The following is a 14,078-nucleotide window of genomic DNA, read 5'->3' on the forward strand; positions in this document are numbered from 1 at the left end:
ACCCCATCCCCTGACCCCATCCCCTGTGAATAACTCCCTCCGGCGCAGCCCGGATCACAGCTTTACTTCTGGTTTCTCTAGATTCTCCTCCCTATGGCACTGACCCCCCAGGACATCGGCCGCATTGCCAACTTGGCGCGGCTTGAGCTGACGCCCTCCGAAAGTGAGCGCATGCTCACTCAGCTCAATGGCTTCTTTGACATCGTGGAACAGATGCGGGCTGTGGATACCTCGGGCGTCACGCCCCTGGCCCACCCCGTCGCAGCTATCCAGGACGTGGCCCTGCGGCTGCGCGAGGACGTGGCCAGCGAGCCCAACCAGCGCGAAGCCAACCAGCAAAGCGCCCCTGCCGTCGAACGAGGCCTGTTCCTCGTGCCCAAAGTGATCGAGTAAGAGCCCCGCCGCATGACTTCCACCGCATTGCATGACCTGGGCGTGGCCCAGCTGGCCACCGAGCTGCGCGAGCGCCGCGTCTCGGCCGTCGAGGCCGCCCAGCATTTCCTCGCCCGCGCGCAGGCCCACCAGAACCTGGGCGCCTACGTGGCCGTGAACCCGGACATCACCCTGGCCCAGGCCCGCGCCCAGGACGCCGCCATTGCCGCAGGCACCGCCGGCCCGCTGGCGGGCGTGCCAATCGCGCACAAGGACATCTTTGTCACCAAAGGTTTCCCCAGCACTGCAGGCTCGAAGATGCTCGCGGGCTACCAGTCCCCCTTTGATGCCACCGTGGTCACCAAGCTGGCCGACGCTGGCGCCGTGACGCTGGGCAAGCTCAACTGCGACGAGTTCGCCATGGGCTCGGCCAACGAGAACTCCGCCGTCGCCCCCGTGGGCTTTGACGCCCCCGCCCCGGTGCGCAACCCCTGGGCCACGGACCGTATCCCCGGCGGCTCGTCCGGCGGCAGCGCCGTGGCCGTGGCCGCGCGCCTGGCCCCGGCCGTCACCGGCACCGACACCGGCGGCTCCATCCGCCAGCCCGCGTCGTTCTGTGGCATCACCGGCATCAAGCCCACCTATGGCCGCGCCAGCCGTTACGGGATGATCGCGTTTGCCTCCAGCCTCGACCARGCCGGCCCSATGGCCCGCTCGGCCGAAGAYTGCGCGCTGCTGCTGTCSGCCWTGTGCGGCCCSGACCCGGACCGCGACTCCACCAGCCTGGACATGCCCGCCGAGAATTTCAGCGCCAAGCTCAACGACAGCATCGATGGCCTGCGCATCGGCATCCCCGCCGAGTTCTTTGGCGAAGGCCTGGCGCCCGATGTGCGCGCCGCCGTAGATGGTGCCCTGAAGGAATACGAGAAGCTCGGCGCCAAGCTCGTGCCCATCAGCCTGCCGCGCACGCAGCTGTCCATCCCGGTCTACTACATCATTGCCCCGGCCGAGGCGTCGTCCAACCTCTCCCGCTTTGACGGCGTGAAGTTCGGCCACCGCGCCAAGGACTACACCGACCTGGTGGACATGTACAAGAAGACCCGCGCCGAAGGCTTTGGCGACGAGGTCAAGCGCCGCATCATGATTGGCGCGTACGTGCTGAGCCACGGCTACTACGACGCCTACTACCTGCAGGCACAGAAGATCCGCCGCATGATCGCCGACGACTTCCAGAACGCGTTCAAGGAATGCGATGTCATCGCCGGCCCCGTGGCCCCCACGGTGGCCTGGAAGCTGGGCGACCACGGCAACGATCCGCTGGCCGACTACCTGGCCGACATCTTCACCCTGCCCGGCTCGCTGGCCGGCCTGCCCGGCATGAGCGTGCCCGCCGGTTTTGGCGAGGGGGGCATGCCCGTGGGCCTGCAGCTGCTGGGCAACTACTTCCAGGAAGCCCGCCTTCTGAACGCTGCGCACCGCCTGCAGCAAGCCACCGACTTCCACCTCCGCCGTCCGGAGGGCTTCTGACATGACCGCCAAACTGATCCATGGCTACGAAGTTGTCATCGGCTTCGAAACCCACACCCAGCTCGCCACCCAGAGCAAGATCTTCAGCCGCGCTCCCACCGCCTTTGGCGCCGAGCCCAACACGCAAGCTTGCGCCGTGGACCTGGCCCTGCCCGGTACCTTGCCGGTGATGAACCGCGAAGCCGTGGCCTGCGCTATCAAATTGGGACTGGCCCTCGGCTCCCACATTGCGCCCGTGAGCATTTTCGCGCGCAAGAACTACTTCTACCCCGATCTGCCCAAGGGTTACCAGATCAGCCAGTTCGAGATCCCGGTGGTGCAGGGCGGCGAGGTCGAGTTCTTTCTGGGTGACGAGAAGAAGACCGTGCGCCTGGTGCGCGCCCACCTCGAAGAAGACGCAGGCAAATCACTGCATGAAGACTTCATCGGCCAGAGTGGTATCGACCTGAACCGCGCSGGCACGCCGCTSCTGGAGATCGTGACCGARCCCGACATGCGCTCSWCCGMMGAGGCCGTSGCYTATGCSMRSGAGCTGCACAAGATCGTCACCTGGATYGGYATCTGCGACGGCAACATGCAGGAGGGCAGGTTCCGCTGCGAYGCCAACGTGTCGGTACGCAAGCCTGGCCAGCCACTGGGCACGCGCCGCGAGATCAAGAACCTGAACTCGTTCAAGTTCATGCAGCAGGCCATCGACTACGAAATTCGCTGGCAGATCGAGCAGATCGAAGACGGTCATGCAATCCAGCAAGCCACCGTGCTGTTCGACCCCGACACSGGCGARACSCGCRCSATGCGCACCAAGGAAGACGCGGCGGACTACCGCTACTTTCCAGACCCCGACCTGCCTCCGCTACACATTTCAGAGCAGTGGGTGCAGGATGAACGTGCGCAGATGGCCGAATTGCCTCGCACCATGGCCGCACGTTTTGTGGCGGACTATGGCCTGCCCGAGTACGACGCCACCACGCTCACGCAGAGCAAAGCCATGGCGGCATACTTTGAAGCAGCCGCCAAAGCCTGCAGCCAGCCCAAGCTGGCCAGTAACTGGATCATGGGAGAGGTGTCGCGCCGCCTGAATATGGCGGAGACCGGTATCGAGCAAGCTCCTGTGACTGCAGCGCAGCTGGCCGCATTGATCGGCCGCATTGCCGACGGCACGATCTCCAACAACGCCGCCAAGCAGGTGTTTGATGCGCTGTGGACCGGAGAGTCGACCGAAGTGGATGCCGTCATCGAATCCAAGGGCCTCAAGCAGATGAACGACTCCGGCGCGCTGGAGAAGATCATCGACGAGGTGATTGCCGCCAACCCCGACAACGTGGCGCAGTTCCGTGCGGGCAAGGACAAGGCCTTCAACGCGCTGGTCGGCCAGATCATGAAGGCCAGCAAGGGCAAGGCCAATCCGACGCAGGTCAACGAACTGTTGCGCGCCAAGCTGGCGGGCTGACGCGCAAGCCGACTGGCAACAACACCAACAACAAAGGGCCGCGAGGCCCTTTGTTGTTTAGATCGTCTCAAATGGGGTGGTGGACGTCGTAGGCCAAGGGCAAGGGAATTGCGCCCCGCCCGCGCGGCCCTCACCGCGTGGCGGCTGGAGCGGAGGCGTCGCTGGCAGGCGTTGTGCCCGGCAGCGGCATGCGCTGCGCATCCCACAGCTTGCGCAGCTGGGCCAGCTCCACGTCAAAGCGCTGGTGCACGCGGCGCTTTTCCTGGTCCTGCCCGGCAATGAAGCGCTGCTGCTCGGCAATGCTGTCTTCGTTCTCGGCAATCTTGCGGCGCAGCGCCATGGGGGCTTTGTTGGGGTCCTTCTTGTAGAACTCCATCTCCACATCGAAGGCTTTGCGCTGCTGGGCCAGTTCGACCAGGCGCTTTTCGGCGGTGGCGGTCACGTCATCGACGAGCTGAATGGCCGCAGCGCGCTCCACATCGTGCGTGGCCTTGTCGGGATAGCGGGCCGTCAGCGCGCGCTCGCGGCGGCGTTCTTCCAGCTCGCGGGCACGGGCTTCGGCCTCCTTGCGGCGCTGCGCCTCTTGCGCGGCGCGTTCCTGCTCGGTCAGCGAGGGGCCAATTTGCCGCCGCACGATGCCCGAGGGCCCGAGTTCCCGCTGCTCGCGGTCCAGGCATTCAGCGATCGGACGGTCGGCCGTCAGGCGCCGGCCATTGCGGTCCACGCAGGTGTAGATGCCGCCGGATGTCCCGGGGGCTTGCGCCCGCGCCCAATCAGCGCCCAGGGTGGCCAACAGAACCCCGCCCATGATCCACGCCGATTTGCTCAAACCATCTACCCCTCGTTGACGCCGTAACGCTGGCGGTAGGCCAGCACCTTTTCGTGGTGGGAACGCATCCCCTCTTCCCCATTTTTCTCAAGAAAGAGCAATAAGTCTGCCAGCCGTGAAATGGCACACACCTGCATGCCCAGTTGGTTGCGCACGTACTGCACCGCGCTGTGGTCCACGTCCTGGCCATTCTCGGTGGCTTTCTCCTGGCGGTCCAGCGCAATGGCCACTGCGTGGGGCGTGGCGCCGGCGGCGCGGATGATGGCGATGGACTCGCGGGCGGCCGTGCCGGCCGACATCACATCGTCGACGATGAGCACCCGGCCCTTGAGAGGCGCTCCCACCAGGGTCCCACCCTCGCCGTGGTCCTTGGCCTCCTTGCGGTTGTAGGCAAAGGGCACGGTGCGGCCCAGGCGCGCCAACTCCACCGCCACGGTGGCAGCCAGCGGAATGCCCTTGTACGCGGGGCCAAACACCATGTCGAATTCGATGCCGCTGGCCAGCAGGGCTTTTGCATAGAATTCCGCGAGCCGGCCGATCTTGCGGCCGTCATCAAACAGTCCGGCGTTGAAAAAATAGGGGCTCAGGCGCCCGGCTTTGGTCTTGAATTCGCCAAACCGCAGCACGCCCGACTCGACGGCAAAACGGACGAAATCCTGCGCCAGCTGGCCCTGTTCGGGGGTTTGCACGCCAACATCCACCATGGGGAAATCCTTGTTCAAGTTAACCAGCCTCAATCTCAATGGCATCCGCTCGGCCACCAGCAAAGGCGTGGAAAGCTGGATGGCAGCCACGCGGCCGGATTGTATTTGTGTGCAGGAAGTCAAGGCCCAGGCCGCCGACATGGCCAACCGCTTCGAGCGCCTGGCCGACCTGCAGGGGCACTTCCACTTTGCCCAGAAAAAGGGCTATTCGGGCGTCGGCATCTACACGCGGCACGTGCCGTCGGATGTAGTCATTGGCTATGGATCGACCGAGTTCGATGCAGAAGGCCGATACGTCGAGCTGCGTTTTGATACGCCCGCCCGCAAGCTGTCGATCATCAGTGCGTACTTTCCCAGCGGCTCGTCGGGCGAAGAGCGGCAACAGGCCAAATTCCGCTTTCTGGCGGAGTTCCACCCCCACCTCATGCGCCTGAAGGCCGAGCGCGACTTCATCCTGTGTGGCGACATCAACATTGCGCACCAGCAAATCGACCTCAAAAACTGGCGCAGCAACCAGAAGAACAGTGGTTTTTTGCCCGAAGAACGCGCCTGGATGACAAAGTTGTTGCACACAACTGATGAAGGCGGCGGCATCATAGACGTTTACCGTCAGTTACAACCTACCGCCACCGACACCGCCTACACCTGGTGGAGCAACCGCGGCCAGGCCTATGCCAACAACGTGGGTTGGCGGCTGGACTACCACCTGGCCACCCCTGCGATCGCGGCGCTGGCGCGTGCTGAACATATCTACAAGGGCGAAAAGTTCTCGGACCACGCACCCATCACGGTGGACTACGCACTGACCCTCTGAGCCCTGCCCCAGCCCCTCTGCCCCGATGACCGACGCCAGCACCTCCGCCCCGCCTCCCGCCCACAGTTTTCGCCCCCAGAGCGCCGAAGCGCTGTGGCGTCAGATCTCCACCCCCCACCCCACGGTGGGCAAGGCCCGGCACCTGGGCGAGGCGCTGGTCCACGCGGGGCTGCTGTCCACGCCGGACCTGGCAGAGGGCCTGCAGGCGCAGCAGGAGGAGCGCGGCAATGGCGTGCAGCGGCCCATCGGCCAGATTCTGGTGGACCGGGGGGCACTCACCCAGGACCAGTTGCGCAGCGTGATTGCCACCTGGCTGGGTGAATACACCGTGCACCCCGGCGACATCACGCCCGAAGCGCCGGCCCTGGCACTCATCCCCCGTGCCGTGGCCGAGCGCGAATCCGTGCTGCCCCTGATCGCACGCGAGGACGCGCTGGTGCTGCTGATGGCGGACCCCTGGGACCGCGTGCTGATCGACGAGATCCGCTTTCTGACCCAGCGGCGGCTGATCCCGCTGCGCGCAGCGCCCGGCACGCTGATGCCCGCCATCCACAAGGCCTACCGCACCCGCCCTGCCGACGCGGGCGGCGCGGCAGCCGGCGCACGCGCCACCTCGCAGGAGTTGCTGACCAACCTGGCCACTGCGTCGCCAGACGCAGACACCGAGCAGGCCGACGTGATCAGCGAGTCGGACAACACCCTGGTGCRGCTCATCAACTCGGTGATTGACGAAGCCATCAGCCACCGTGCGTCGGACATCCACATTGAGACCGAGCCCGCCCCGCACAACGTGCGCGTGCGCCTGCGCATCGATGGCGACCTGGTGCCTTACCTGGAGCTGCCCGCGCGCTACCGCTTTGCGATGGTGGCACGCATCAAGATCATGGCCAGCATGGACATCTCGGAGCACCGCAAACCGCAGGACGGCAAGATCGACTTTGCCCGCTTTGGCGGCCCGCCGGTGGAGCTGCGGGTGGTCACGGTGCCCACCTCGCGCGGACTGGAGGACGTTGTGCTGCGCCTGCTGGCAGGCGCCAAGCCCCTGCCGCTGGAGAACATCGGCCTGAGCCAGCCCAACCTGCTGGCGCTGCGCGCGGTGGTGCAAAAAAGTTATGGCCTGGTGCTGGTGTGTGGCCCCACGGGCTGCGGCAAGACGACCACGCTGCACTCGGTGGTGCGCGACATCAACACCGCAGGCCGCAAGATCTGGACGGCCGAAGACCCCATCGAGATCACGCAGGAGGGCCTGCGCCAGGTGCAGGTGAACCCACGCATCGGCTGGACCTTTGCCGCCGCCATGCGCACCTTTTTGCGCGCTGATCCAGACGTGATCATGATCGGCGAGATGCGCGACGAGGAGACGGCACGCATCGCCATCGAGGCCTCGCTCACCGGGCACCTGGTGCTGTCCACCCTGCACACCAACTCCGCGCCCGAGAGCATTGCGCGCCTGCTCGAAATTGGCCTCGACCCGTTCAACTTCTCGGACTCGCTGCTGGCCATCCTGGCGCAGCGCCTGGTGCGGCGCCTGTGCACCGCCTGCCGCGAGCCGCGTGTGGCCGACGACGACATGCTGGCGGGCCTGGCGTCGCAGTACCTGGAGAGTGGCACCCACAACACCGCTGAGGCGCGCCAGGCGCAGATCGGACGCTGGCGCCAGCAATACGGCGGCGCCCAGGGCGAGCTGCGGATGTGGCGCCCCGTGGGGTGCGCCAAATGCGAAGGCCACGGCTACCACGGTCGCCTGGGCATCCACGAGCTGATGATGAGTGACGAAGCCATTCGCCAGCACATCCGCCACCGGGCCCCGGCTTCGGACATCCGGCACTCTGCGCTCACCGCCGGCATGCTCACCCTGCGCCAGGACGGCATCGAAAAGGTGTTGCAGGGCCTGACCGACATGAGCGAAGTGGTGGCGGCGACCAACCTGTAGCCTTCAGCCCCGGCAGTCACTCACAAGCCCCCAAAAACCGTCAACAATTGTCAAAACCACCCATCTCGCGGCAATTTTCCGTTGGACGGCAGTCGGTTTTCCTGCTTTCACGGGCATAGTCAAGCCGTGCCAGCTACCGCACCTGGAGCCATTCCAGGCCCCCGGGGCGCTGGCTGGATGTGAAAGTGGTGACGATGTTGTTCCGATTCCTGGCTGCCCTGCGGGCCCGCACAGACGCCACCCTGGTGGCCCTGCTCGGACCTTTGAGCCTGTGCCTGCCGCTGTGGGCCCACCCCGCCCCGCTGTGCCCAGCCCCCCAGGGCCGCAGCGTGCTGCAACTGCAGCCTGYCGGCGACGGTCAGGCGCAGGCCTGCGACCTGCAGGCCCTGGAGCGACTGCCAGCGCTAGACATCACCACCGCCCTGCCTCCCGCGCTGGGCATGGCGGGTACACACCGCTGGACCGGTGTGCCGCTGCGCCACCTGGTGGAGCAGCTCGGGGGCGGCGAACGCAGCCGCATCGTGCTGATGGCCCTGAACGACTATGCCGTCGTGATCCCCTGGAGCGACCTGCTTCGCTACAACCCCGTGCTGGCCTACCGGCGCGACGGCCAGCGCATGGGCATCCGCGACAAGGGGCCACTGATCCTGATCTACCCGTTTGATGCCCACCCCGCTCTGCAGCAGGGCCAGGACTACGTCAACCGCACCATCTGGCAGGTCCATGCTGTCTCCATCCGCTAAGCAGCAGCCCGCCGCCAGCAACACACGTACCACCCACCGGCTGCTGGCCCTGGTGGTGGCCATGGCTTTGGGCACCTCTGCGGCCCTGTGGTGGACGCTGCGCCAGGCCCAGGACCTTGCGCAGCCCCACCAGCAAAACGACCTCTGGTACATCGCCAGCGTACACAACGAACTGGCGCGGGTGAGTCTGCTGGCGCGCCAGCTGCGGGCCCGGGAGGCCAGCGCGCAAGACCTGGTCGACCGGCTGGACGTGCTGTACAGCACCCTCGACACCAGCGGTCGCGGACCGCGCGTGAGCACCCAGCTGCGCGAGGCACTGCCGGACACCGCACAGGGCCTGGACGGGTTGCGCACTCAGGTGGAGCGCTGGTCGTCGCAGGCCAGCGGCAGCGCCAACGAGCCCGGCAGCACCGCGGCGCGGCGCACGCAGGCGACGGCCGCACCCACCCAGGCGCTGCGCGTGGCCGAAGACATCACCCGCCAGTCCGACGCGCTGCTGGAGCGCCTGCGCCAGGCGGTGGCCACCGTGCACCTGTTCAGCACCCAGCAGACAGACCAGGCGCGCCAGCAGTTGCACCAGCGCTTCATCGTGCTCAGCGTGGTGCTGAGCGCTCTGCTCGTGGGCACCACGCTGCTGATTGCCCGGCTGGTGCAGGACGCACGCGCCGCCAAAGCCGCATCGCGGCAGCTGGCGCAAACCAACCGGGAGCTGGAAGACCGCGTGGCCCGGCGCACGCGCAAGCTCGAAGAAAGCCGCGCGCTGCTGGGCTTCATCCTGGACACCAGCCCCAGCGACGTGCTGCTGGCCGAGGTCGAGAGCGGTCGCGTGCATTTCATCAACCACCGGCTGACCGAGCGCCTGGGGCTCAAAACCGCTCCTCAGACCCTGTTTCTGCCCGACCTGCTGCACGACCCCGACACACGCCAGCGCTTCATGCAGACCCTGGACCAGTACGGGCAGGTCGATGCCATGGAGGCGCAGATCGGCACCCATGCCCCGCGCTGGAGTTCACTGTCGGCCCGCCTCATCGACGTCGAGGGCCAGCTGGCACACCTGCTGTGGGGCTTTGACATCAGCACCCACAAGGCCCTGGAGGCCCAGCTGCGCGAACTGGCCACGCGCGATGCGCTCAGCGGCCTGCTGAACCGCCGGGCCTTCATGGAGCGCAGCACCGCCCTGTTCGACCACTGCCGCCGCCATGGACAACCTTGCACCGTGCTGATGATCGACATCGACCACTTCAAGCGCATCAATGACCGGTACGGCCACCAGATGGGCGACACCGCCATCCGCGCCTGTGCCGAGGCCATCGGCCAGGCCCTGCGCGAGGCCGACCTGCTCGGCCGCCTGGGCGGGGAGGAATTTGCCGCGCTGCTGCCCCATGCCAGCGCCGACAGCGCACGCCAGGTGGCCGAGCGCATCCGGGGCGCCATCGCACAGCTGGGCCTGGCGTCGCCTGCAGGGCACCCGGTCACGTTCACCATTTCCATCGGCATGGCTTCCAGCGAGCGCCACCACACAGGCATCGAGCCGCTGATGGCCGATGCCGACGCGGCGCTCTACCGCGCCAAGGCCGCCGGCCGCAACCGGGTGCTGACCCACGAGGCGGCGCACCCCGCACTCTGACCTTAACCAACGACACAACAACCATGAGCCTGCGCCTTTTGATTGTGGATGACAGCCGCATGTCCCGCCTGATCCTGCAGGGCCTGGTGCAACAGGCCCACCCCGACTGGACCATCGTGCACGCCAGCAGCGGCGAAGAAGCCTTGCAGCTGGCGCGCGAGAACCCCGTGGACCTGGTTTCCATGGACTTCAACATGCACGGCATGAACGGCCTGGATGCCGCACTGGCGTTGCGCCAGTTGCTGCCCCGGGTGCCCATTGCCATCCTCACGGCCAATGTGCAGAACGCCGTGCAGGAGCGCATCGAGGAAGCGGGTATGGTGTTTATTGCCAAGCCCATCACCGCCCAAGCCGCCCAACAGCTCATCGCCCTCGCAGGAGCCTGACATGCCCATCCAGCTAGACGCCGAACAGATCGATGCACTGAGCGAGATCTTCAACATCGGCGTGGGCAAGGCCGCCGCCGCCATGGGCAGCCTGCTGCGCGACGAGGTGCTGCTGTCGGTGCCGCATGTCAGCGTGTTCACCGTGAGCGAGGCGGCGCAGCAACTGGGCACCCAGGGCCACCCCATGTATGGCGTGCGCCAGCCGTTTCGCGGCGTGCTCAACGGCGATGCCCTGCTGATCTTTCCAGGCCACCGCAGCCTGGAGATCGTGCGCATCGTCGCCGGGCAGAACGTGCCCAGCGAAGACCTGAGCGCCATCGAGCAGGATGCGCTGACCGAGGTGGGCAACGTGATGCTCAACGCCTGCATCGCCGCCTTGTCCGACCTGCTGGGCCACGAGTTCGAACTGAGCCCGCCACGGTTCGACATGGGCGACAGCCGCACCATCCTGGGCACCCGCATCCAGAACCACCTGGTGGTGTTCCTGCACATCCGCTTTGAGCTGCTGAGCAGCCAGATCGAGGGCTTTGTGGTGTTCGTGCTCAACACCACGTCGCTCGAGGGCCTGCGCACCGCCGTGAACCGGCTGCTGGGCCGGCCTGTGGACGCAGACTGAGGCCCCAAGCGGCCGCCAAGGGACGGCGGGCGCTGCACACCCCTGTGCGAAACTCGCGGCTGTTGCCTTCCGGCCCTGCCGCCGCCGCGCCAGCCGCTATCGCCCCCTTGGAGAAAGCAGCCCTGGCCCGATGGGCGATGGGTTTACTGCCTCCATCCCATGCTCCGCTACCTCACCGTCCCCGTCACTCCTTTCCAGCAGAACGCCTCCATCGTCTGGTGCGACGCCACCCGGCAGGCCGCCGTGATCGACCCAGGCGGAGACCTGGACACCTTGCTGGCCGCGGTGGAAGAGCACGGGCTGACGCTGTCCCAGATCTGGCTCACCCACGCGCACATTGACCACGCCGGCGGCACGGGCGAGCTGGCCCAGCGCCTGTCGCTGCCCATCGTGGGCCCCCACCCGGGCGACCAGTTCTGGATCGACGGGCTGCCGCAGCAAAGCGCCATGTTCGGCTTTCCGCCCGCGCAGCACTTCACCCCCACGCGCTGGCTGCACGACGGCGACACCGTGCAGATCGGCAACGAGACGCTGGCCGTGCGCCACTGCCCCGGCCACACGCCTGGCCATGTGGTGTTCCACGCGCCGCAGATCGACCGCGCGTTTGTCGGCGACGTGCTGTTTGCGGGCAGCATTGGCCGCACGGACTTTCCCCAGGGCAACCACCAGCAGCTCATCGACAGCATCACGCAGCGGCTGTGGCCCATGGGCAACCAGACGGTGTTCATTCCCGGCCACGGGCCCGAGAGCACCTTCGGGCGCGAACGGCAAAGCAATCCCTACGTGGGCGGGACCTGAGCATGGACCATCAATGCTCTCTTATTCATAGCATTTCAGGCATATTCCACTAGCGCATCCAGCCGATTGGGCTTGAAATGGGTTGCCGGAGGCCGTCACAGGCCCTGGTCGCGTGCTCCGCGCCGCCGGGTGCCCAGCGGCGATCAGACCCCGGGATACCTGCCAGTTCGCCGCACCCCCGACACCGCCGGGGGCTACGATGGAGCGGTTTGCCACCTCTGCAGGCCGCCCGTGCCCCCGTGCCATGACCCCATCCAACGCGCCGCGCCCCCCGCTTGAACCTCAGCGCGGCTCCAGCCTCGCGGGCAAGGCCTACTGGGCCATGGTGCAGCGGGTTGCGCTGACGGCCGCTGCCATCGACGCGGGCTACATCCTGCTGTTTCTGTGGCTGGGCTCGATGCCGCTGGCGGCCGTGAATGTGCTGAGCATCGCCATGTACCTGGGCGCCTACCGGCTCATCCAGAAGCGCTACAACACCGCTGCACTGGCCCTGATCTGGCTGGAGGTGATCGGGCACTCGGCCCTGGGCTCGCTGCTCATCGGCTGGGAGAGCGGCTTTCACTACTACCTGCTGATGTTCATCCCCGCCATCGTGATCGCCAACACGCGCGGCTATGCCGCGCCCATGGTGCTGGCCCTGCTGGCCTACTACCTGGGCCTGCACATGCTGAGCGACGCCGTGGGGCCGCTGGACCCGCTGCCCGCGCACAGCGTGAAGATCGTGAACTGGGTGCACATCTGCGTGGTGTTTGCCATGTCGGCAGCGCTGTCGGCGTTCTACCGCCGCACCATCCTCATTGCCGAGGCGCGCCTGCGCAAGCAGGCCACGCGCGACCCGCTGACCGGCCTGGCCAACCGCAGCCACTTTGACGCGCAGGCCACCGAGGCGCTGGAGCGCAGCCGGCGCAGCGGTGTGCCGGTGACGCTGCTGCTGTGCGATGTGGACCACTTCAAGCGCGTGAACGACCAGTACGGCCACGCCGTGGGCGACCAGGTGCTGGTGGCCATGGGCCAGGTGCTGGCCGACAACCTGCGCGAGGGCGATGTGCTGGCACGCTGGGGTGGCGAAGAGTTTCTGGCACTGATGCCCGCCAGCCCGCTGGACGCCGCCAGCGCCACGGCCGAGCGCATCCGTGCCGCTGTGGCCCGGGCACCGCTGCCCGTCGGCCCCGAGCCGTTGGCCCTGACGCTGTCGTTTGGCGTGGCCCTGGTGCACGGGCCCGACGACCTGCAGGCCGCCATTGCCCGCGCAGACCAGGCGCTGTATGCCGCCAAACACGCGGGGCGCAACCGGGTGCAGCTGGCGGGTGAAGACGCCACCGATGCAGTGGCGGCCAGCGCTTAAATACGCTGGCTCGACGGTTCAACCGTTGCGGCGCGCGGCCTCGTACAGGCCTTGCACCTTGGGCACGTTCTGCTCCAGCTCGCGAATGCGCGCGGGGCCCGATGGGTGGGTGGACAAAAACGCCAGCCCGCCCTGCTTGCTGCCGCTGGCGTTGCCCATCTTCTGCCACAGGCTCACGGCGGCCGACGGCTGGTAGCCCGCGCGCGCGGCCAGCTCCAGCCCCACCAGGTCGGCCTCGCTCTCGTCAGACCGGCTGAACTGCAGCGTGAGCAACTGCCCGCCCAAACCCGCCGCCGCCTGCCCCAGGTCGCCCAGCCCTAGCAGCTGCGAGCCCAGGCGCAGCGCCAGGTTGGTGCCCTGCGTCTTGGCAATGCGCTCGCGTGCGTGCTCACGCAGCGCATGGGCCATCTCGTGGCCCATGATCATCGCGGCCTCGTCGTCGGTGAGCTTGAGCTGGTCGAGGATGCCGGTGTAGAACGCAATCTTGCCGCCGGGCATGCAAAACGCATTGATCTGCGAGCTGCCGATCAGGTTGACCTCCCACCGCCACTGGCGGGCGCGGTCGTTCCAGGGCGTGGCGTACGGGATCAGCCGCTTGGCGATGGCGTGCAGGCGCTGCAGCTGGGGGTGGTTGTCGGGCGCCAGCGCGCGCTTGGCGCGGGCCTGCTCCAGCATCTGGCGGTACTGCTGGGCGGCAGACTGCTCCAGCGTCTCGGCGGGCACCAGCTTGCGCAGGCTGGATGCCGAACCCACGTCCACCTGCGCCAGCACCGGCGTGGCCGCAGCGGCGCCCGCTGCCATCAGGAACGCGCGGCGTGCGGACCAGGGGGACGACGGCGCGATGGAGGGAGCGGGGCAGAAAAGACACATACAAGGCAATCCCAGAAGGAATAATGAGCAGCGCTGGCACACAACACACCAGAGCCTGCCGCGC

14 protein-coding genes are annotated in these 14,078 nt (G+C 67.0%); 11 read left to right on the forward strand and 3 right to left on the reverse strand.

Annotated features, from left to right (window positions below; all coding sequences use genetic code 11):
• Positions 1-93 precede the first annotated feature (93 nt).
• The 3 genes from gatC to gatB are packed head-to-tail and all read left to right on the forward strand — an operon-like array spanning position 94 to position 3,349.
• Positions 94-393, forward strand: a complete 300-nt coding sequence (gatC, locus tag AC04MI_RS06835; RefSeq protein ID WP_008907365.1) for an Asp-tRNA(Asn)/Glu-tRNA(Gln) amidotransferase subunit GatC — start codon at positions 94-96, stop codon at positions 391-393.
• Between the two features lie 12 nt (positions 394-405).
• Positions 406-1,899: an Asp-tRNA(Asn)/Glu-tRNA(Gln) amidotransferase subunit GatA gene (gene gatA, locus AC04MI_RS06840; RefSeq protein WP_476497410.1), complete on the forward strand. Its 1,494-nt coding sequence runs from the start codon at positions 406-408 to the stop codon at positions 1,897-1,899.
• Between the two features lies 1 nt (position 1,900).
• Positions 1,901-3,349 carry an Asp-tRNA(Asn)/Glu-tRNA(Gln) amidotransferase subunit GatB gene (gatB, locus tag AC04MI_RS06845; protein ID WP_476497411.1) on the forward strand — a complete coding sequence of 483 codons (1,449 nt, stop codon included), beginning with the start codon at positions 1,901-1,903 and terminating at the stop codon, positions 3,347-3,349.
• A 130-nt stretch (positions 3,350-3,479) separates the two neighbouring features.
• Here gatB and AC04MI_RS06850 read toward each other — a convergent pair whose 3' ends face one another.
• Together AC04MI_RS06850 and pyrE are read right to left on the reverse strand one after the other, a co-directional pair.
• Positions 3,480-4,157: a DUF4124 domain-containing protein gene (locus tag AC04MI_RS06850; RefSeq protein WP_056057449.1), complete on the reverse strand. Its 678-nt coding sequence runs from the start codon at positions 4,155-4,157 to the stop codon at positions 3,480-3,482.
• A gap of 26 nt (positions 4,158-4,183) precedes the next feature.
• Positions 4,184-4,882 (reverse strand): orotate phosphoribosyltransferase, encoded by a 699-nt coding sequence (pyrE, locus tag AC04MI_RS06855; protein ID WP_436079296.1) that lies wholly within the window; start codon positions 4,880-4,882, stop codon positions 4,184-4,186.
• A 10-nt stretch (positions 4,883-4,892) separates the two neighbouring features.
• On the opposite strand from pyrE, the gene AC04MI_RS06860 reads away from it, so the two are divergent.
• The 8 genes from AC04MI_RS06860 (at position 4,893) to AC04MI_RS06895 (ending at position 13,144) form a co-directional block, all read left to right on the forward strand.
• Positions 4,893-5,696, forward strand: a complete 804-nt coding sequence (locus AC04MI_RS06860) for an exodeoxyribonuclease III (protein ID WP_056057754.1) — start codon at positions 4,893-4,895, stop codon at positions 5,694-5,696.
• A 25-nt stretch (positions 5,697-5,721) separates the two neighbouring features.
• On the forward strand, positions 5,722-7,629 hold the full coding sequence (locus AC04MI_RS06865; protein ID WP_476497413.1) for a GspE/PulE family protein: 1,908 nt from the start codon (positions 5,722-5,724) through the stop codon (positions 7,627-7,629).
• A gap of 194 nt (positions 7,630-7,823) precedes the next feature.
• Positions 7,824-8,372, forward strand: a complete 549-nt coding sequence (locus AC04MI_RS06870) for a putative pterin-binding protein (RefSeq protein WP_476497415.1) — start codon at positions 7,824-7,826, stop codon at positions 8,370-8,372.
• Positions 8,353-9,999, forward strand: a complete 1,647-nt coding sequence (locus AC04MI_RS06875) for a GGDEF domain-containing protein (protein WP_056057438.1) — start codon at positions 8,353-8,355, stop codon at positions 9,997-9,999. The genes AC04MI_RS06870 and AC04MI_RS06875 overlap by 20 nt, the downstream gene beginning before the upstream one ends.
• A gap of 23 nt (positions 10,000-10,022) precedes the next feature.
• Positions 10,023-10,385, forward strand: a complete 363-nt coding sequence (locus tag AC04MI_RS06880) for a response regulator (protein ID WP_225580994.1) — start codon at positions 10,023-10,025, stop codon at positions 10,383-10,385.
• A 1-nt stretch (position 10,386) separates the two neighbouring features.
• Positions 10,387-11,001, forward strand: a complete 615-nt coding sequence (locus AC04MI_RS06885) for a chemotaxis protein CheC (RefSeq protein WP_108496943.1) — start codon at positions 10,387-10,389, stop codon at positions 10,999-11,001.
• 159 nt (positions 11,002-11,160) lie between these two features.
• Positions 11,161-11,799, forward strand: a complete 639-nt coding sequence (locus tag AC04MI_RS06890) for an MBL fold metallo-hydrolase (RefSeq protein WP_056057330.1) — start codon at positions 11,161-11,163, stop codon at positions 11,797-11,799.
• Between the two features lie 244 nt (positions 11,800-12,043).
• Positions 12,044-13,144 carry a GGDEF domain-containing protein gene (locus AC04MI_RS06895; protein WP_395457628.1) on the forward strand — a complete coding sequence of 367 codons (1,101 nt, stop codon included), beginning with the start codon at positions 12,044-12,046 and terminating at the stop codon, positions 13,142-13,144.
• Between the two features lie 18 nt (positions 13,145-13,162).
• On the opposite strand, the gene AC04MI_RS06900 is transcribed toward AC04MI_RS06895, so the two are convergent.
• Positions 13,163-14,014: a M48 family metallopeptidase gene (locus tag AC04MI_RS06900; protein WP_436076506.1), complete on the reverse strand. Its 852-nt coding sequence runs from the start codon at positions 14,012-14,014 to the stop codon at positions 13,163-13,165.
• Between the last annotated feature and the right edge of the window lie 64 nt (positions 14,015-14,078).

Source organism: Acidovorax sp. LjRoot204 (assembly GCF_056175785.1).

What these genes read in the sequence shown, in the direction of transcription:
- gatC (WP_008907365.1), top strand. Translation starts at nt 94, where the DNA reads ATGGCACTGACCCCCCAGGACATCGGCCGCATTGCCAACTTGGCGCGG.
- AC04MI_RS06850 (WP_056057449.1), bottom strand. Translation starts at nt 4,157, where the DNA reads ATGGGCGGGGTTCTGTTGGCCACCCTGGGCGCTGATTGGGCGCGGGCG.
- pyrE (WP_436079296.1), bottom strand. Translation starts at nt 4,882, where the DNA reads ATGGTGGATGTTGGCGTGCAAACCCCCGAACAGGGCCAGCTGGCGCAG.
- AC04MI_RS06875 (WP_056057438.1), top strand. Translation starts at nt 8,353, where the DNA reads ATGCTGTCTCCATCCGCTAAGCAGCAGCCCGCCGCCAGCAACACACGT.
- AC04MI_RS06880 (WP_225580994.1), top strand. Translation starts at nt 10,023, where the DNA reads ATGAGCCTGCGCCTTTTGATTGTGGATGACAGCCGCATGTCCCGCCTG.
- AC04MI_RS06885 (WP_108496943.1), top strand. Translation starts at nt 10,387, where the DNA reads ATGCCCATCCAGCTAGACGCCGAACAGATCGATGCACTGAGCGAGATC.
- AC04MI_RS06890 (WP_056057330.1), top strand. Translation starts at nt 11,161, where the DNA reads ATGCTCCGCTACCTCACCGTCCCCGTCACTCCTTTCCAGCAGAACGCC.
- AC04MI_RS06895 (WP_395457628.1), top strand. Translation starts at nt 12,044, where the DNA reads ATGACCCCATCCAACGCGCCGCGCCCCCCGCTTGAACCTCAGCGCGGC.
- AC04MI_RS06900 (WP_436076506.1), bottom strand. Translation starts at nt 14,014, where the DNA reads ATGTGTCTTTTCTGCCCCGCTCCCTCCATCGCGCCGTCGTCCCCCTGG.